Origin of the sequence: Halomonas sp. KG2 (assembly GCA_030440445.1) — a bacterium.
Lineage (GTDB): Bacteria > Pseudomonadota > Gammaproteobacteria > Pseudomonadales > Halomonadaceae > Vreelandella.
In genome coordinates this window covers 3,340,231-3,356,407 of the sequence record CP098528.1, presented here as the reverse complement: position 1 = coordinate 3,356,407, position 16,177 = coordinate 3,340,231, and the positions used below count along the sequence as shown (strand labels likewise).

Genomic DNA, 16,177 nt, shown 5'->3' with positions numbered 1-16,177 from the left:
GTTTCACTGCTATAGCGCTAAACGTTCTATAGTGAAGGTGTTGAAAGTCATATAAGGTATTAAGGTCACTTGACCCTAATGAGGAGGAACGATGTCATTACGTATCAATGCGGTAGTGCCTGATTTCGAAGCAGAAACTAGCCAAGGCCCGATTCATTTTCACGACTGGATCGGCGATAGCTGGGCGATCCTCTTTTCTCATCCTAAAGATTTCACCCCGGTCTGCACCACAGAATTCGGCGCAGTGGCAACGCTGAGCCCTGAATGGGAAAAGCGCGGCACCAAAGTCATTGGCGTCTCTGTGGATGGCGTTGAAGACCACAAACGCTGGGCAAGCGATATCGAGAAAGTTTGCGGCAATAAGGTTGGCTTCCCCATTATTGCCGATGAAGGCCTAAAGGTTTCCAAACTGTTCGATATGCTGCCAGAAGATGCTTATCTGCCAGATGGCCGCACCCCCGCTGATAGCGCAACGGTACGCTCGGTGTTCATTATCGGGCCGGATAAGCAGTTGAAGCTATCGATGACCTACCCGATGACGGTTGGCCGTAATTTCGCAGAAATTCTGCGTGCGCTGGATGCACTGCAAGCCACGGCAAAACATGGCGTTGCAACACCTGCTGACTGGACCGTTGGTCAGGACGTTATTATTCCGCCGAGCGTGTCTGATGAAGATGCCAAGCAGAAGTTCGGTGAGTTTGACGCTGTTCTGCCGTACCTGCGTAAAACGAAATTGCGCTAATTACTAAAGGGTAGCTGTTTCGTTTCAGAAGCCCACGCAATACCTCCCCCGCTAGCCACCGGTTAGCGGTTTTTTTTTATTGCTAGGGGGAAGGACATGCGGGTGGAGTGAGCGTGCTGGAGAAGCCTAGTTGGGTAAACCAAGCGGTGGCGTTGCCGCCTGTATTATCACCATCACTCATTAAGGCGATACCGTTGACTTCGCTAGGAGCGCTGCCAAAAAGAGCTTGGTAGTCAGCACGGACATCGCGTACTTCTGCCACCCACTCCCCAACTGCGCTATTGCCACTTTGCAGCGCCATCAGTTGTGCTCGGTCAGTAAAGGCATTTGGCCACGAGGCACCCTGAGGTTGGGTAGAGGACCAGACATAGTTAACCGATTCGACCTGCCAGGGAAGAATCCCCGTCTTACGCGCCACATAAACCCGTGCTGGATAGTCATCGCCCGCTTTCGTTGTTTCATCAACGCCCGGATAGATTGAGTCTACTTGCCAGCACCAGTGAAGATAGGGCGTTGCATTTAAATCAATATCGCGTTCCAGGTAGCGTGCAGAGGCCTGGCCCTGAGCATTGGCTTCAAGTACTCGTTGGCCTGATTTCTCAACAATGGAATAGCGTGTTTCGCCTTCGAAACTTCGGATAGGCCAAGTCATGATTTGATTGGGTGTAAAGCGTATCTCTTGCCCGCTAGCGGTTGTGAACAATAACGGGCTGAAAAATAGGCTAGCTAATGCTGTTCCTTTGATGGGAAAAGCACTAGTGAGGCTCATAACGACCACCGCTTTCTGTCGAGTTTTTTGGTACAGCAGGGTGGTGCTCAGCTATTTTGTGCAGCAGGTCAAATTGGCGGCCACAGGCGCGGCAGGCGCTGCACATAGAGAGATGTATGCGTAGTGCAGTACGTTCGCGAAAAGTGAGTGCTCTATCTTGCTTAAGTGATATCAAGCGTGTTGCTTCACGGCACATTAGCATCTTTATTGGCTCCTACTGAGTCCAGCCATTATCCAAGCACGCTCTTAACCTTAACCGTGCTCGGTGTAAGATAACCCAGCAGTTAGTTTCTGTTATATCGAGTTCCTTACAAATATCCTGTGTCGATAATCCCATCAGCTCTCGTAAGGTAAATACGCGCGCGATACTGTCGGGTAGCGCTATTAAACAGGCATCGAACACTTGCCAGAAGCGCTGGTTCTCTAAAATATACTCAGGCTCCCCCCAGTCGTGCGGGCGGGCGCTGGGCTGCCAATGCCCATTTGATTTGAATAGCCGGTCTAACGTGTCCTCGTCGATTGAGTCATTTAGCGGCTGCCAGCGCCCCTGTTTTTTCTGCTGGCGCAGATGGTCAAGTATCTTAAATTTCAAGATGCCAAATACCCAGGTTTCAAATTCTGAGCGTCCTTCAAATGAACTGGTTTTTTCAAACGCGGTGAGCAACGTTTCCTGAACGGCATCTTCAGCGGCAGCACTCTCCCTAAGCTGCAAGCGTGCAAATGCAAGCAGGCGGGGGCGTATATGACTGAAGTGTTCGGCAGCTTGCTGTGAGGAGATAGGCAATGTGAGCTTCCCTAAGCTAAGAAAAGTCAGACTTAAAGCTCAAGGATCCCATCACCGCGTAAAATGCGTTGCGGTGACGGGAAAAGCACCTAAACAGTTAAGCGGTTAAGTGCTCTACGAGCGCTTGGGCAAATGTATCGGTTGTGCCAGTGCCGCCCATGTCGGGTGTCACCATATCGCGGCGTGTCTCCAGCACCGCGCGAATTCCGTGACGAATAGCGTCGCCTTTTTCGTTCATGCCTAAGTGGTCAAGCATTTGGGCGGCTGCTAACAGCAGGGCGCAAGGGTTGGCGATTTTTTGTCCGGCAATATCCGGTGCTGAACCGTGAACTGCTTCAAAAATAGCAGCCTTTTCGCCGATGTTAGCACCGGGCGCCAAGCCTAACCCGCCAACTAGCCCAGCACATAGGTCAGAAAGAATATCGCCAAACAGGTTGGTGGTGACAACGACATCGAACTGGTGCGGATTCATCACCAACTGCATGCAGGCGTTATCTACAATCATTTCCTGGAATTCGATCTCGGGATACTCTTTGGCGACTTCCCGAGCGACATCCAAAAACAGGCCAGAGCTGGTTTTAATGATGTTAGCTTTATGTACAGCGGTGACTTTTTTACGGCCGTTATTTTTTGCTAGCTCAAATGCATAGCGCACAATGCGTTCGGAACCCTGGCGGGTTACCTTGATGACTGAAATGCCGGTATTGCCATCGTCAATCATCTCTTGGCCATCAGAGAGGTAGGCACCTTCGGTGTTTTCCCGCACGGTAATCATATCGATATCGTTGTAACGCGAACGCGTACCGGGGAAGCTAATCGCCGGGCGCACGTTGGCGTACAAGTCAAAATGACGACGCAGCTGCACGTTGATGGAGGAGAAACCTTTGCCAATGGGAGTGGTCAGCGGGCCTTTCAGGGCAATACCGTACTTCTCGATGGCATCAAGCGATTCTTGAGGAATCAGCGTGCCGTGTTTTTCAAGCGCCGCCAGGCCAGCATCGATAAACTCATAATTCAGACCGCACTCCAGCGCATCAAGCACGCGCAGGGTGGCATCCATAATTTCTGGGCCGATACCGTCGCCTTTAATCACCGCAATTGACTGACTCATCATCTATTTCTCCTCTTTGGCGGGCATATTCGGCACGTGACTATGTGTGCCGCTTCAACATAAAACGTTGGCAATTGTCATCGTTTCTGGTGGCGCAATGGTACGCCACAATCAGTCGCGAGGTCACCCTGCCTAAGTAGAGGTGGGGGCGTGTCAGCGCGTATCACGGTGTGGGCTACCAGAGTGGCGTGAGATGCAATGCGACTGTGATGCTGTTAGAATGCTGCGCTTTGTCGCACCTTGCTTATTGCAACCGTACAGAATATTACTTATGACTGCATTTACTCACATCTTTTCTGGGCTGATGACTCCGCCCTAGCTTCCTGCCTTCGTTAAGGTAATGGCTGTGCATTCATCGCGCTGTCATTGCTTTGTGGTACTTAAAATTAGCCGTGCTCATCTCATGCAGTACGTGACTTTTTAGGTACCCAACGCCAGCTTATCTTCACAATAAAAAGTGTTACAGCCTCAGCGTGCCAATGCTTGGCGGCGTTGTCTGCCCGCTTTTGGCCAATCTTAAATCCTTAACCGTGGACCCTTCGCATGTACGAAAAGTTTAAACAATCTTGGCTCTCAAACCTCAAGGGCGACACCCTTGCGGGGATTGTCGTGGCGCTTGCACTGATTCCTGAAGCCATTGCATTTTCGATAATTGCGGGTGTTGATCCAAAAGTGGGCCTATACGCCTCATTTTGTATCGCAGTAGTGATCGCCTTTACTGGTGGTCGCCCAGGTATGATTTCAGCAGCTACCGGTGCGATGGCGCTACTGATGGTTACCTTAGTTCGCGAACATGGCCTGGAGTACTTACTGGCGGCCACGCTATTGACTGGGGTATTACAGATTATCGCAGGCTACTTAAAACTTGCAGAGCTGATGCGTTTTGTATCCCGTTCGGTGGTCACCGGCTTCGTGAATGCCCTAGCGATATTAATCTTCATGGCGCAACTGCCTGAGTTAACTAATGTAACGTGGCATGTGTATGCCATGACGCTAGCAGGCTTAGGCATTATCTATCTCTTCCCGTACTTGCCGGCGATTGGAAAGTCGGTCCCTTCTCCTCTGGTATGCATCGTGGTGCTTACCGGGGTGTATATGGTAAGCGGCATGGATATACGCACGGTAGGTGATATGGGCGAACTGCCCGATACACTGCCAATGTTCTTATGGCCTAGCGTGCCACTTAATTTAGAAACGCTAATGATCATTTTTCCCTACGCCATCATGCTGGCGGTGGTGGGCCTTCTGGAATCTATGATGACAGCCACTATTGTTGATGACTTAACGGATACACCCAGCGATAAAAACCGTGAGTGTAAAGGTCAGGGTATCGCTAATATCGGATCGGGTTTACTGGGCGGTATGGCAGGCTGTGCAATGATTGGTCAGTCAGTCATCAACATAAAATCCGGTGGCAGGACTCGGCTCTCAACGCTTATCGCTGGTGTTGTTCTGTTGTTGATGGTGGTCTTTCTCGCTGATTGGGTCTCGCAGATTCCTATGGCAGCGCTGGTAGCGGTGATGATTATGGTATCGATTGGCACCTTTAGCTGGGAGTCGATTCGCGACCTTAAAAAACATCCGGTGAGTACCAATATCGTTATGCTAGCCACAGTGGCGGTGACTGTGGGGACGCACAATTTAGCGATTGGTGTCTTTGTTGGTGTACTGCTGGCGGCGATGTTCTTTGCTAATAAAGTCGGCAACATCCTGTATATCGGCTCGAAAGAAGTAGAGGCCGGTAAAGAGCGTGAATACCAAGTGGTTGGCCAAGTGTTCTTTGCCTCTTCTGAGCGTTTTATTGCGGCCTTCGATCTTAAAGAGAGCATCGATAAGGTCACCATCAACCTTTCCCGTGCCCACTTCTGGGATATTACCGCTGTTCAAGCACTGGACCGCGTGGTGATTAAGTTCCGTCGTGAAGGAACTGAGGTGGAGCTGGTGGGCTTGAGTGAAGCCAGTGCCACCGTGGTAGATCGTTACGCGGTACACAACGACCCAGAAGCGGTTGAAAAGCTAATGGGCGGTCACTAACCACCGCAAGGAGAGCGATATGACTGAACACGTACTCGCCGCGATTGACGGCTCCCAGTATGCAGAAAGCGTCTGTGACTACGCCGCTTGGGCAAGCTTGGCATTAAATGCGCCGCTTAGCTTTGTGCATGTGGTGGATAATCATTCTGATGTGCCAGCAGAGCAAAATTTGTCGGGTAACCTAAAATTTGGTGCCCGCGAGCGCTTGATGAAAGAGCTTTCTGAGCTTGATGAACAGCGCGCTAAGGTAAACCGTGAACAAGGCAAGCTCATGCTGGAAGCGGCCAAGGCACGGGCAGTAGAAGATGGGGTCGCTGATCCCATTATTCGCCAGCTTAACGGCACGCTGGTCGAAACCTTGGTAGAGCTAGAGAAAGACATACGTTTGTTGGTGGTAGGCAAGCGTGGTGAAACCGCTCACCACGCTAGCGGCCACCTAGGTTCTAACCTTGAGCGTGTGGTGCGTGAAATGCATCGCCCAATTCTCATGGTGCCCAAAGCCTTTAAGCAGCCTGAAAGGGTGCTGATTGCGTTTGATTGTAGCAAAACTGCCCGTAAAGGGGTGGAAATGCTGGCACGCTCGCCGTTATTTGCAGGTACCGAATGCCATGTGCTGATTGTGGGTGCTGAAACCGCTGAGCATCGCAGCGAGCTTGATTGGGCGTTGACTACGCTACGTGATGCTGGCCACCAAGCCGAAGGCGCCATCCGTTCCGGTGAGGTAGACGACACCTTGCAAGCGTACGAGCAGGAGCATGCGATCGACCTTCTAGTGATGGGCGCTTATGGCCACTCGCGTATTCGCCACTTGCTGGTCGGCAGTACCACCACAGCGATGTTACGCGGTAGCCGAATTCCGGTACTGATATTGCGTTAATCAATACGTACACTTTAACGCCGGTCACCACGCTAAGGGGCCGGCGTTTTTTATAGCTGGCTCAGAATTAGCTTGCCGGGCACCCAGCGTATCAACGCTATCATGCCAAATAACTCCACTAGCGATTGAAAAACAATAACGACTACCGCGGCTTGCCATCCATTGGGCAGGGTAAGCGCAATGGGCAACATGACAAACGAATTGCGCGTGCCAAAACTAAAGGCAAGTGTTCGGGCGCTGGCAGGCGGTAGTTTGAATAGGCTGCCTAACGTTTTACCCAACAACCCAGCGATGACTAAAAAGCCAATAAAGATAAACACAACCTGCCACAGCACATGGCTAAGCCCTAGCACGCTATTCACCTGCGACGCGGCAATGACTAGCACTACCAGCGCAAGTAGCGGTATTGGTAGATAGCCAAGATACCCAGAGGCTTGGTTAATGACATGGTAGCGCTGGGCAGCTAATTCCGTCAGCCATGCCAATCCCAAAGGAAGCATGATTAAGCCAGCAAATGCGCTGAGAAGGTTGGTAGAAAAGGTTAACTGAAACCACTCGCCGCCTAAAAATAGCCACAAATAAACGGGCAATGCGACCATTTGGATGAGCAGCAGCAGTGGCGTTGCCGCAACAGCGCGGGCGGCATCGCCTTTGCCTAAGTGCGTGAAAGTAATAAACCAGTCTGTGCAGGGCATCAGTAGCACTAGCAAAACACCAGCCATCACCGGTGGGGGAAGTGGTAGCCCCACTACTAAAAGACCTAGCACCAACACCCCCAGTAGCGCAGGAATGATAATGAAGTTGCCAATCAGCAGCGCTGCCATAAAGCCTTTATCGATAACGCTTTGCTTGATATGTAATAGCGGTATCTGAGTAAAGGTGGCGTAGAGCAGTATGCCGAGGAGCGGCCATAGCAGCTGCTCAAGTGATGACGCTAGTAAGGGAGCTATCAGACCCAACGTAAGCCCTAAGCAGATAAACCCTAGGTAAAGCCAGGACTGCTGTCGCTCTAACTGCTCGCGCATAAAATACCTACGGTTATAGACGAGAAAGCGCTATGCGTTCTCCTAGCCAGGCCGCCAGTAACCAAAGCGGTAGGCTGATAAGTACATAAAGCAGCGCTAGCCCAGAAAGCCCCTGTTGAATAAGGTGCAATGTTTCCAGGCTAAAGAGTGAAAACGTGGTAAAACCGCCACAAAAACCGGCCACTAACAGCGGCTGCCAGTGCGCAAGCTTGCCGTTCGGAAAACGTGAGGAGGTAGCGGCAATCCAACCGATGATCCCAGAACCCAGCACGTTAACCAGCAGCGTGCCCCAGGGGAAATAGCCACCAAATGCTGCCAAAGACACGAGAGATACCCCGTAGCGAAGGGCACTGCCAAGCCCGCTACCAATCCCGACGGCTAGGTAAGCTCGCCAGTTCATAGCAACAACCCCTTAGCTAACAGCCAACCGAGCATGGCCATCACCATGCCGAGCACTAGGGTAGCGGCAATATTTAAGGCGGCACGCAGCGCTTGGCCACTTTGCCATAGCTCAATAGTTTGTAAGCTAAATGAAGAAACGGTGGTGTAGCCACCTAGCAAGCCTGCAACAGTAAATAGCCACAGCGGCTGTGTGGTTGGCACGCCGTAGTAACCAAGAAGTCCGCCCGCTATAAACGCACCGCTGGCATTCACCAGTAAGGTACCCCAGGGGAAGGTTTTGCCCAGCAGGTGGGCCATAAGGTTAGAAACGGCATAGCGACCCATGCCGCCCAATGCGCCGCCAAGTGCTACCAGTAGCATGCTCGCGATACCATGCCCCATCGTAACTCCTTTAACTGGCCGCGTTGATAGGCTGCTAAGTGTACCACCTACCCTATAACGATAGGGGTGAACACAAAGAACGCGTTAAGGTGTCGCTGGTCAATAAGTTCGTGTAAAAAAGAGTGAGAATAATAAAAATCTTAACGCATCCGCTCAAGGAGTCGCTTTTATGTCTGATCGCGTGTTCGCCGCTATTGATGGGTCTCAGTATTCAGAAAGTATCTGTGATTATGCTGTCTGGGCCGCCAAGGCACTTGGTGCGCCATTAAGCTTTATTCATACCCTGGATAACCACGCCCAGGTGGCAGAGCCTGATCTAACCGGTAATTTAGGTTTAGGGACCCGAGAGCATCTGCTTGAAAAGCTTTCTGATATTGAAGAACAGCGCGCGAAAGTTGCCCGTGAGCAGGGGCGCTATATGCTCGATGCGGCAAAAGCACGTGCAATTGAAGCTGGTATTACTGATCCACTCTGCCTTCAGCGTAACGGAACGTTGGTAGAGACCTTGGTTGAGAACGAAAAGGAGATGCGCTTACTGGTACTAGGCAAGCGTGGCGAAACTGCGCATCAAACCAGTGGCCATCTCGGCTCTAACCTTGAACGCGTTGTGCGTGAGATGCATCGCCCACTATTGATGGTGCCTAAGCAGTTTACGCAGCCGAAAAACGTGATGATGGCGTTTGATGGCAGCAAAACGGCTCGCAAAGGCATTGAGATGCTGGCCAAAAGCCCGCTCTTTGCAGGTGCTGCCTGCCATGTCGTGATCGTGGGTGCTGAGACGGCAGAAAATCGATCACAGCTTGAGTGGGCAATCGATGTCCTTGAGTCTGCAGGCCACCACGCTGAAGGCGCAATTCGCGCTGGCGAAGTGGAAGCAACCTTGCGCGCTTACAAGCAGGAGCACGGTATTGACCTGTTGGTCATGGGTGCCTATGGCCATTCGCGTATTCGTCACTTGCTGGTAGGCAGTACGACGACCGCCATGCTACGCAATGCCCATTTGCCGGTGCTGATTCTGCGCTGAGGCCACTAGGAGACGCAGATGAACCACCCTGAGGTAGACATAGTCGCGATACGCCAAAAGCTGTTAGCACTAGAGGTTTCTTTGCGAGAAGAGAGCATTGAAAGCGCGTCTTCAAGAGAGACGGTGGTACTTGATCAAACGTCGGTAGGGCGGCTGTCACGTATGGATGCGCTGCAGGGTCAAGCCATGGCAAAGGCAGAAGAGCAGCGCCGCCAAATGACGCTTAAGCGTATCAGCGGCGCCTTGCAGCGTATTGAGCAAGAGAACTTTGGCGAGTGCATCGAGTGTGGCGAATGGATTGGTGCCAAACGCCTCACCTGGGACCCGCTAGTGCTGAAATGTATCGAATGTGCTGAGCAAGCGCTTAGGCCTCAATAGCAGCGTCTTTCTGCTGATGCTGCTTGGTGGCCTGCGCCATATTAATGCCTGACAGCAGCGCCTTCAGCGATGCGCTAACGGTGTCACTATCTTCGGCCACAGCGCAAAGTCGTTGTCCATCAATATTCAGCTGCACAAAGGCAATCGCATTGGCTTCGCTGTCGCCACCCAAGGAGTGCTCACTGTAGTCAATAATGGCTACATGGCTGCCCGAATGCTTCTTCCAGGCATCAGTGAAGGATGACATGGCGCCGTTGCCGGTACCTGACAAGCGCAGTGTTTCAGAGCCTTGCCAAAGGGTTATTTCTATTCCCTCGTGCTGGCCTTTTGATAGCCGGTAATCGGCCAATGCCAGTGGCGCATCCTGAGTGAAATTATCAAACATCACTTGGCGAATGATTTCACTGGAAAGCTCGCCGTTGCGGCGCTCGCTCTCTTGTTGCACGTAAGGAGCAAGGGCCAGCATCATCCAACGCGGTAAATTAATGCCGTAGTCTCGCTCCAACAAAAAGGCCATGCCGCCTTTGCCAGATTGACTATTCACCCGGATAACGGCTTGGTAGTCGCGGCCAATATCATGCGGGTCAATGGGTAGGTAAGCCACTTGCCACGGCTCGTCGGGCTTTTGATGCTTGAGGGATTTACGAATAGCATCCTGGTGGCTGCCAGAAAACGCGGTATACACCATCTCGCCGACCCAGGGATGGCGCGGATGCATAGTAATACCAGTACACTCATGCACCACCTGAACGATCTCGTCCGGGTTAGAAAGATCCAGCTGCGGGTCGATGCCTTGGCTGTACAGGTTCATCGCCAAGGTGACAATATCCATATTGCCGGTGCGCTCGCCGTTACCCAGTAACGTGCCTTCGACGCGGTCAGCTCCCGCCAACAGTGCCAATTCTGCTGAGGCGACTGCGCCACCGCGGTCGTTGTGGGTATGTACCGAAATAATCACGCTGTCGCGACGGCTAATGTGCTGGCAAAAGTATTCAATCTGGTCAGCATGATGATGCGGTCCCGCAACTTCTACCGTGGTGGGCAAGTTGAGGATGCATTTGTTGTCAGGCGTTGGCTGCCAGACATCCATCACGGCTTCGCAGATGGCCAGTGAAAAATCGATTTCAGTGCTAGAGAAGCTTTCCGGCGAATATTGGAAACGCCAGTCAGCATCTGGGTGTTGGGCAGCATAGGTCTTCACCCAGGTAGCGCCTTGCACGGCAATATCGGTAATGCCATCTCTATCCATCTCAAACACCCGCTCGCGCTGGATGGTCGAAGTGGAGTTATACAGGTGAATAATGGCGCGCTTGACGCCCGTCAGCGATGCAAAGGTTTTCTCGATTAAGTGTTCACGGCACTGCACGAGTACCGCAATAGTGACATCGTCTGGAATTTGGTCTTCTTCAATTAGCCAGCGGACAAAGTCGTAGTCTGGTTGGCTAGCCGAGGGAAAGCCCACCATCACTTCTTTAATACCCACTTTAATAATCTGCTGCCAAAAGCGCTGCTTTTGCTCAACCGTCATCGGCTCTAATAGCGCCTGATTGCCATCGCGTAGGTCTTCACTTAGCCAAATGGGCGCTTGAGTTAGGTCGCGGTCAGGCCATTGGCGGTTGAACGCGGGAACACGCGGAGCAGGGCGGTATTTGCGATGATCAAAAGCAGACATGGTGAGTTTCCTGAAGGCAGTGAGTTAGTTGGGCGGCCGCTTGTGGCGTAAGCCGCGTTAACAGGTGTCTGGGTAAGACACCGTGTAGGGACTGCTTGTGACAGTCAATACAGTTTACTTGAAGTAAGGCGAAAGGTTATTGCGAAAATGTGGTTCTATCGCCAATAATTGGCAATAAATATCGTATTGTTATTTTTTATTGGTAGGAGCTGCTTGTTATGCCTGTCGTGCCGCTTGAACTTGATCGTTTTGATCGCCACATTCTGAATGTGTTACAGCAGGAAGGGCGGATTAGTAACCAGGAGTTAGCCGAGCGCATCGGGCTTTCCCCTTCACCTTGCTTGCGCCGGGTGCGTGCGCTAGAGGAGCACGGCTTAATTACCCAATATCGGGCCGATGTTGATGCGCGACAGCTAGGCTATCAACTGATGGTGTTGCTGCACATTTCAATGGACCAACATACTCCCGAACGGTTTGATAACTTCGAACGTCATATTCGTAAAATCCCCAACGTGATTGAGTGTTTGATTATCACCGGCCAAGCGGCAGATTTTCAGCTCAAGATTCTAGTGCGGGATATGGACGACTATCAGCACCTTTTACTGCACGTGATCAACCGTATTGAAGGCGTCACCGGAGCCCACACCAGCTTTGTTTTGCGACGAGTCTTTGAGCATCGTCCTGTGCCTACGGAGCGCGCTTGATTAAGAAGGCATAGGCAACGAAGCGGTGGCGGTTTACACTGCTTTTTTTGTCTTACCCAGGAGATTGAACCATGACAATTCAGCGCCATGATACAAAAGCCCGTATGAGCCGTGCCGTTATTCATCAAGGTGTGGCCTATTTGTGTGGTCAGGTAAGCGGTCCTGAAGCGCGCCACGAAGGAATTAAGGAGCAAACCGAGAGTATGTTGGCGCGGGTTGATGCCTTGCTAAAAGAAATTGGCTCCAGCCGCGAGCAGCTACTGAGCGCGACTATCTATCTTAAAGACGGTAATGATTTTACTGCAATGAATGAGGTGTGGGATGCCTGGGTGCCTGAAGGCTATGCACCGGCACGCACCTGTGTATGCGCGCCGTTGCCTGCTGATGAGTTAAAAGTAGAAATTACCGTTACCACTGCCGTCAGCAGTTAAGGTATCCGGCTGTCTTACTGATTACTTACCTGCCTTTTCCACAGGAAAGCGGGTATCGCGCAGGCTATCTTTGATTTTCTTCAGGTGCGGTAGGAAGTCTTCGCCGCGCCTTAGGGTAACCCCAGTGGCTAAGGCATCGATCAGCGTTAGTTGAATCATCCGCGAGGTCATGGGCATATAGTGGTCGGTGTCCTCGGGGGTGGCAACTTCGAGAGTCGAAGTACATTCCAAAGAAAGCGGCGAGTTAGGGGCGGTGATCCCTAGTACCACGGCGCCTGCTTCGCGAGCAACGCGTGCGATATCGACCAGTTCTCTGGTGCGGCCTGTGTACGAGATAATCACCACTACGTCACCGGTATGACAGGCGGCGGCCACCATGCGCTGCATCAGCACATCTACATAGGCCATGACGGGCAAGTTAAAGCGGAAGAATTTGTGTTGGGCATCCTGGGCGACGGCACCTGAAGCACCCAAGCCAAAGAAATGGATCTGTTTTGCTTGAGTAAGATAATCAACCATGCGCTCAACGGCGGCCATATCGACCTCACGCTGGGCTTCGTCCAGGGCGGCAATCGTCGCGCCAAAAATCTTATGGGTATACTGCGTTGCTGTATCGCCAGGCTCGACAGCTCGCGTCACATAGGGCGTTCCGCCTGCGAGGCTTTGGGCAAGTTTGATTTTAAAATCGGGGTAGCCTTTGGCGCCGAAGTTGCGGCAGAACCGGTTGACCGTAGGCTCGCTGACGCTGGCCGCTTGGGCAAGGCTTGCAATGCTCAAGCTGGTGGCTACTGCTGGGTCCTCCAGGATGACATTGGCAACTTTGCGTTCTGAGCGGTTTAATTCTTCTAAGCGTTCGCGTAAGCGGTCAAGCAGGTCATGCGCCATCAATAGCCTCCATGGCAATATTTTTTGCACGTTGGGTGCCTAATTCGTTGCACCAAATAAAAAAGCGTTGGCTAAAAGAATATCACCACTCGCTTCGGCTAGGGGAATAAACTCCGTCGCTAAACGATTGCCTAGCCCCGTTTAGTCTCCGGGCAAAGGAGCTTCGGAACCGATGGTAGGCTGTTATTAATCAGCTTTAGCCAATCCTGAGTAATTTTAATAGCCAGCGTTTATAAGGCGGCCTTATCAGTGAGCTAGAGGCCCGTTTTGATTGATAAAAAACACCTCGTAAATGGCTGAATCGTTCAAAACCATGGCGACCGTGATAAGCCCCCATGCCGCTTTCGCCAACGCCACCAAAGGGCAGCGAGGCAACCGCGTGATGAAGCAGCGTTTCGTTAAATACCAGCGCACCAGAGCGAGTGGTGTGGCGTAAAGTTGCCTGAAGTGTTTTGTCGTCGGTAAAGGCATAAAGTGCCAGTGGGTGAGGCCTGGTATTCACAAAGGTAATCGCGTCGTCGATGTTTTTAACGCTGATAAGCGGTAGTGCACGGCCAAATATTTCCTCTTGCATCAGCTCAAGGTTTTGGGTTGGATCAATAACGAGCGCTGGTGCGTGTTGCCCGATATCGATGATGCGGCAGCCGTGATCTCTCGCTTGTGCTATCAGCCGTTCACTGCGCTGCTGATGGTGGGGGCTGACAAAGCCTGTGGCCTCTTTATCGTTGGGGCGCTGCTGTTCGATAGCTCGACTTAGCGCCTGAATAAAGGCTTCCAGGTGGCGGCTTTCTACAAGCACATAATCCGGCGCAATGCAGGTCTGGCCGGCATTCATTCCCTTGCCAAATATAATTGAGGCGGCTGCACGATCCAGATCAGCGTCACTCGCCACGATAGCGGGTGATTTTCCACCCAGTTCAAGCGTCACCGGGGTTAACTGCTCGGCAGCGGCAAGTGCAACTTGGCGGCCCACCGCCGTCGAGCCGGTGAAAACCAGATGATCAAAAGGTAGTGCGCTAAACGCTTTTGCTATCTCTGGGCCACCTTCAACAACGCATACTTCTTCATCGGTAAAGTACTGCGGTACCAGCTTAGCCAGCAGGGCGCTGGTATTGGGGGCGTACTCGCTGGGCTTGATCATGACGCTATTGCCCGCTGCGACAGCATCAATAGCGGGCATCAGTGCTAAGCTCCAGGGGTAGTTCCAGGGCGACATAATACCAGCCACGCCAAGTGGCTGAGGAGCGATGCGGGCGCGGGCGGGCCATAAACGCCATGGCATGTTGGCAGCGTATGGGTGCATCCAATGCCAGAGGTGTCGCCGTGTATGACGAATGGCATGCAGCACCGCGTTAATCTCCGCTAAGCGTATTTCTGTCTCACTACGCTTGCCGAAGTCAGTTTGAATGGCCTGGATAATCTCCCGCTGGTGATGCTTAGTCATTCGTGCAAGGCGGGCTAAGCGCTCTCGTCGTAACCTTAATGAGGGGAAGGGCGCTTGGCCAGACGCATGACGCTGAGTGTGCAACAGGCGCATTAAATCGCGTTTCATGGCAGCTCCTTGAGTTAATTCTTAATAACAATAGTCGTTTGTCCTGCTACTTGAATACCTCACACTAAATAGAAATGACAGCATCAACAAAAGCACTGACAGTCTGGTTGGTGGTAAGGTCACACTTTCACCATTTAAACGATATGCCTCGGGAGGCATCATGCTTTCGCGCTCACTGTCATGCATTATGCTACCCGCTATCGACGCTGTGGATGCCGTCCAATGGGACGCACTGGTGAGTAGCGACCAGCCTTTCCTACGACACGCGTTTTTGCATGCATTAGAGAGCAGTGGCTCTGTCTGCGAGGCGACCGGCTGGGAGCCTTGCCATCTGTGCGTATGGCAAGATAGCCGCTTAGTGGGCGCGTTGCCCATGTATCGCAAACACCACTCTTACGGTGAGTATGTGTTTGATTGGGGATGGGCCGATGCACTGGAGCGAGCAGGCGGCCATTATTACCCCAAGGCATTAAGTGCCATTCCGTTTACCCCGGTGCCTGGTACGCGTACTTTAATTGCCGATGATGCCAACGCGGAGGATGTTCGCGGGTTATTAGCAGCGACGTGGCAAACTCACTGTGAAGAACAAGCGTTATCGAGTTGGCACCTCCTGTTTGCACAAGATGACGAAGTGGATGCCTGGCAGCGCCAGTTTCCAGCGTTAATTGCCCGAGAAGGCGTTCAGTTCCAGTGGCGAGATCGCACCTTTGGTGATTTTGAGGGCTTCCTGGCGAGCCTTACATCGAAGCGTCGCAAAATGATTAAACGTGAGCGTCGCTTGGTCGCCGAGCAAGGTTTTACGCTACGGCGTTTAGAGGGCGAGGCGATTACACAAGAAGCAATGGCGCACTTCTTTCGCTGCTACACGATCACATACCACGAGCGGGGACGGCCTCCCTACTTAAATGACGTTTTTTTCGAGCGATTACGGCATTCGATGCCTGAAGCGCTTGTATTGGTTCAGGCGCTGTTGAACGGCCAGCCTGTTGCCGCGGCTCTCTATTTTCGTGGCGATAGCACTTTATACGGCCGCTATTGGGGAAGCGAGGTGGTTGCCGACTGTCTTCATTTCGAAGCCTGCTACTACCAAGGCATTGAATTTTGTCTGGAAAAGGGACTCTCTTTGTTCGACCCCGGTACTCAAGGAGAGCACAAACTGGTGCGCGGTTTTGCGCCCCAGCGGGTACGTTCGCTGCACTATCTTGTACACCCAGGCCTAGCGGCCGGCGTCGCGCAATTCTGTCAAGAAGAGGGGGCCCATATCAGCGCCTATCGTGAGGCGGCGACCGACGCATTACCGTTCAAATGAAAATCGCCTTATAAAGCCAGCTATATAAAGCGTGACTCGCTGGAAATAGCCCATGATGGCATAATGCGCCTCGTTCAGGCCTAAACAAAGGGATGCG

18 protein-coding genes are annotated in these 16,177 nt (G+C 52.2%); 8 read left to right on the top strand and 10 right to left on the bottom strand.

All coding sequences use genetic code 11. The annotated features are described in order from the left end of the window. Positions 1-91: 91 nt before the first annotated feature. The gene (locus tag NDQ72_15640) at positions 92-742 is read left to right on the top strand and encodes a peroxiredoxin (protein ID WKD27468.1); all 651 of its coding nucleotides are present in this window, start codon (positions 92-94) and stop codon (positions 740-742) included. A gap of 82 nt (positions 743-824) precedes the next feature. On the opposite strand, the gene NDQ72_15635 is transcribed toward NDQ72_15640, so the two are convergent. The 4 genes from NDQ72_15635 to NDQ72_15620 all read right to left on the bottom strand — a co-directional run bounded on the left by NDQ72_15635 (position 825) and on the right by NDQ72_15620 (position 3,406). Continuing rightward, complete coding sequence (locus tag NDQ72_15635; protein ID WKD27467.1) at positions 825-1,511, bottom strand: DUF3047 domain-containing protein; 687 nt, start codon at positions 1,509-1,511, stop codon at positions 825-827. Then, complete coding sequence (locus NDQ72_15630) at positions 1,498-1,707, bottom strand: zf-HC2 domain-containing protein (GenBank protein ID WKD30421.1); 210 nt, start codon at positions 1,705-1,707, stop codon at positions 1,498-1,500. Before NDQ72_15630 ends, NDQ72_15635 begins: the two co-directional genes overlap by 14 nt. Before the next feature lie 18 nt (positions 1,708-1,725). Further along, the gene (locus NDQ72_15625; GenBank protein WKD27466.1) at positions 1,726-2,295 is read right to left on the bottom strand and encodes a sigma-70 family RNA polymerase sigma factor; all 570 of its coding nucleotides are present in this window, start codon (positions 2,293-2,295) and stop codon (positions 1,726-1,728) included. Positions 2,296-2,392: 97 nt separating this feature from the next. Continuing rightward, entirely contained in the window at positions 2,393-3,406 is a 1,014-nt protein-coding gene (locus NDQ72_15620) for an isocitrate dehydrogenase (protein ID WKD30420.1), read from the bottom strand. Between the two features lie 543 nt (positions 3,407-3,949). On the opposite strand from NDQ72_15620, the gene NDQ72_15615 reads away from it, so the two are divergent. Next, positions 3,950-5,440 (top strand): SulP family inorganic anion transporter, encoded by a 1,491-nt coding sequence (locus NDQ72_15615; protein WKD27465.1) that lies wholly within the window; start codon positions 3,950-3,952, stop codon positions 5,438-5,440. 19 nt (positions 5,441-5,459) lie between these two features. After that, positions 5,460-6,317 carry a universal stress protein gene (locus NDQ72_15610; protein WKD27464.1) on the top strand — a complete coding sequence of 286 codons (858 nt, stop codon included), beginning with the start codon at positions 5,460-5,462 and terminating at the stop codon, positions 6,315-6,317. Between the two features lie 50 nt (positions 6,318-6,367). Here the strand turns inward: NDQ72_15610 and NDQ72_15605 are convergent, their stop codons facing one another. Genes NDQ72_15605 through crcB (NDQ72_15595) form a run of 3 tightly spaced genes read right to left on the bottom strand, consistent with a single transcriptional unit; the run spans position 6,368 to position 8,125 of the window. Then, positions 6,368-7,342 carry an arsenic resistance protein gene (locus tag NDQ72_15605; GenBank protein ID WKD27463.1) on the bottom strand — a complete coding sequence of 325 codons (975 nt, stop codon included), beginning with the start codon at positions 7,340-7,342 and terminating at the stop codon, positions 6,368-6,370. A gap of 13 nt (positions 7,343-7,355) precedes the next feature. Further along, a complete protein-coding gene (gene crcB, locus NDQ72_15600; GenBank protein ID WKD27462.1) occupies positions 7,356-7,742 on the bottom strand; it encodes a fluoride efflux transporter CrcB in 387 nt (128 codons plus the stop codon). Then, positions 7,739-8,125 carry a fluoride efflux transporter CrcB gene (gene crcB, locus NDQ72_15595; protein WKD27461.1) on the bottom strand — a complete coding sequence of 129 codons (387 nt, stop codon included), beginning with the start codon at positions 8,123-8,125 and terminating at the stop codon, positions 7,739-7,741. The genes crcB (NDQ72_15600) and crcB (NDQ72_15595) overlap by 4 nt, the downstream gene beginning before the upstream one ends. Positions 8,126-8,294: 169 nt before the next feature. Here crcB (NDQ72_15595) and NDQ72_15590 point away from each other — a divergent pair, with 169 nt between their 5' ends. Both NDQ72_15590 and NDQ72_15585 read left to right on the top strand, forming a co-directional pair. Next, positions 8,295-9,149, top strand: coding sequence for a universal stress protein (locus NDQ72_15590; protein ID WKD27460.1), 855 nt, complete (start codon positions 8,295-8,297; stop codon positions 9,147-9,149). An 18-nt stretch (positions 9,150-9,167) separates the two neighbouring features. Next, complete coding sequence (locus tag NDQ72_15585; GenBank protein ID WKD27459.1) at positions 9,168-9,527, top strand: TraR/DksA family transcriptional regulator; 360 nt, start codon at positions 9,168-9,170, stop codon at positions 9,525-9,527. Here NDQ72_15585 and NDQ72_15580 read toward each other — a convergent pair. After that, positions 9,514-11,199, bottom strand: a complete 1,686-nt coding sequence (locus NDQ72_15580; GenBank protein ID WKD27458.1) for a 2-isopropylmalate synthase — start codon at positions 11,197-11,199, stop codon at positions 9,514-9,516. The genes NDQ72_15585 and NDQ72_15580 overlap by 14 nt on opposite strands. Positions 11,200-11,417: 218 nt before the next feature. Between NDQ72_15580 and NDQ72_15575 the strand changes: the two genes are divergently transcribed. Both NDQ72_15575 and NDQ72_15570 read left to right on the top strand, forming a co-directional pair. Further along, positions 11,418-11,903, top strand: a complete 486-nt coding sequence (locus NDQ72_15575) for an Lrp/AsnC family transcriptional regulator (protein WKD27457.1) — start codon at positions 11,418-11,420, stop codon at positions 11,901-11,903. A gap of 71 nt (positions 11,904-11,974) precedes the next feature. Further along, positions 11,975-12,334 carry a RidA family protein gene (locus tag NDQ72_15570; GenBank protein WKD27456.1) on the top strand — a complete coding sequence of 120 codons (360 nt, stop codon included), beginning with the start codon at positions 11,975-11,977 and terminating at the stop codon, positions 12,332-12,334. 21 nt (positions 12,335-12,355) lie between these two features. On the opposite strand, the gene NDQ72_15565 is transcribed toward NDQ72_15570, so the two are convergent. Both NDQ72_15565 and NDQ72_15560 read right to left on the bottom strand, forming a co-directional pair. Then, positions 12,356-13,219 carry a MurR/RpiR family transcriptional regulator gene (locus NDQ72_15565; GenBank protein WKD27455.1) on the bottom strand — a complete coding sequence of 288 codons (864 nt, stop codon included), beginning with the start codon at positions 13,217-13,219 and terminating at the stop codon, positions 12,356-12,358. 196 nt (positions 13,220-13,415) lie between these two features. After that, complete coding sequence (locus tag NDQ72_15560) at positions 13,416-14,771, bottom strand: aldehyde dehydrogenase family protein (protein WKD27454.1); 1,356 nt, start codon at positions 14,769-14,771, stop codon at positions 13,416-13,418. A gap of 160 nt (positions 14,772-14,931) precedes the next feature. Between NDQ72_15560 and NDQ72_15555 the strand changes: the two genes are divergently transcribed. After that, positions 14,932-16,080, top strand: a complete 1,149-nt coding sequence (locus NDQ72_15555) for a GNAT family N-acetyltransferase (GenBank protein ID WKD27453.1) — start codon at positions 14,932-14,934, stop codon at positions 16,078-16,080. Positions 16,081-16,177: the final 97 nt, after the last annotated feature.

What these genes read in the sequence shown, in the direction of transcription:
- NDQ72_15640 (WKD27468.1), top strand. Translation starts at nt 92, where the DNA reads ATGTCATTACGTATCAATGCGGTAGTGCCTGATTTCGAAGCAGAAACT.
- NDQ72_15635 (WKD27467.1), bottom strand. Translation starts at nt 1,511, where the DNA reads ATGAGCCTCACTAGTGCTTTTCCCATCAAAGGAACAGCATTAGCTAGC.
- NDQ72_15630 (WKD30421.1), bottom strand. Translation starts at nt 1,707, where the DNA reads ATGTGCCGTGAAGCAACACGCTTGATATCACTTAAGCAAGATAGAGCA.
- NDQ72_15620 (WKD30420.1), bottom strand. Translation starts at nt 3,406, where the DNA reads ATGAGTCAGTCAATTGCGGTGATTAAAGGCGACGGTATCGGCCCAGAA.
- NDQ72_15615 (WKD27465.1), top strand. Translation starts at nt 3,950, where the DNA reads ATGTACGAAAAGTTTAAACAATCTTGGCTCTCAAACCTCAAGGGCGAC.
- NDQ72_15610 (WKD27464.1), top strand. Translation starts at nt 5,460, where the DNA reads ATGACTGAACACGTACTCGCCGCGATTGACGGCTCCCAGTATGCAGAA.
- NDQ72_15605 (WKD27463.1), bottom strand. Translation starts at nt 7,342, where the DNA reads ATGCGCGAGCAGTTAGAGCGACAGCAGTCCTGGCTTTACCTAGGGTTT.
- crcB (WKD27462.1), bottom strand. Translation starts at nt 7,742, where the DNA reads ATGAACTGGCGAGCTTACCTAGCCGTCGGGATTGGTAGCGGGCTTGGC.
- crcB (WKD27461.1), bottom strand. Translation starts at nt 8,125, where the DNA reads ATGGGGCATGGTATCGCGAGCATGCTACTGGTAGCACTTGGCGGCGCA.
- NDQ72_15590 (WKD27460.1), top strand. Translation starts at nt 8,295, where the DNA reads ATGTCTGATCGCGTGTTCGCCGCTATTGATGGGTCTCAGTATTCAGAA.
- NDQ72_15585 (WKD27459.1), top strand. Translation starts at nt 9,168, where the DNA reads ATGAACCACCCTGAGGTAGACATAGTCGCGATACGCCAAAAGCTGTTA.
- NDQ72_15580 (WKD27458.1), bottom strand. Translation starts at nt 11,199, where the DNA reads ATGTCTGCTTTTGATCATCGCAAATACCGCCCTGCTCCGCGTGTTCCC.
- NDQ72_15575 (WKD27457.1), top strand. Translation starts at nt 11,418, where the DNA reads ATGCCTGTCGTGCCGCTTGAACTTGATCGTTTTGATCGCCACATTCTG.
- NDQ72_15570 (WKD27456.1), top strand. Translation starts at nt 11,975, where the DNA reads ATGACAATTCAGCGCCATGATACAAAAGCCCGTATGAGCCGTGCCGTT.
- NDQ72_15565 (WKD27455.1), bottom strand. Translation starts at nt 13,219, where the DNA reads ATGGCGCATGACCTGCTTGACCGCTTACGCGAACGCTTAGAAGAATTA.
- NDQ72_15560 (WKD27454.1), bottom strand. Translation starts at nt 14,771, where the DNA reads ATGAAACGCGATTTAATGCGCCTGTTGCACACTCAGCGTCATGCGTCT.
- NDQ72_15555 (WKD27453.1), top strand. Translation starts at nt 14,932, where the DNA reads ATGCTTTCGCGCTCACTGTCATGCATTATGCTACCCGCTATCGACGCT.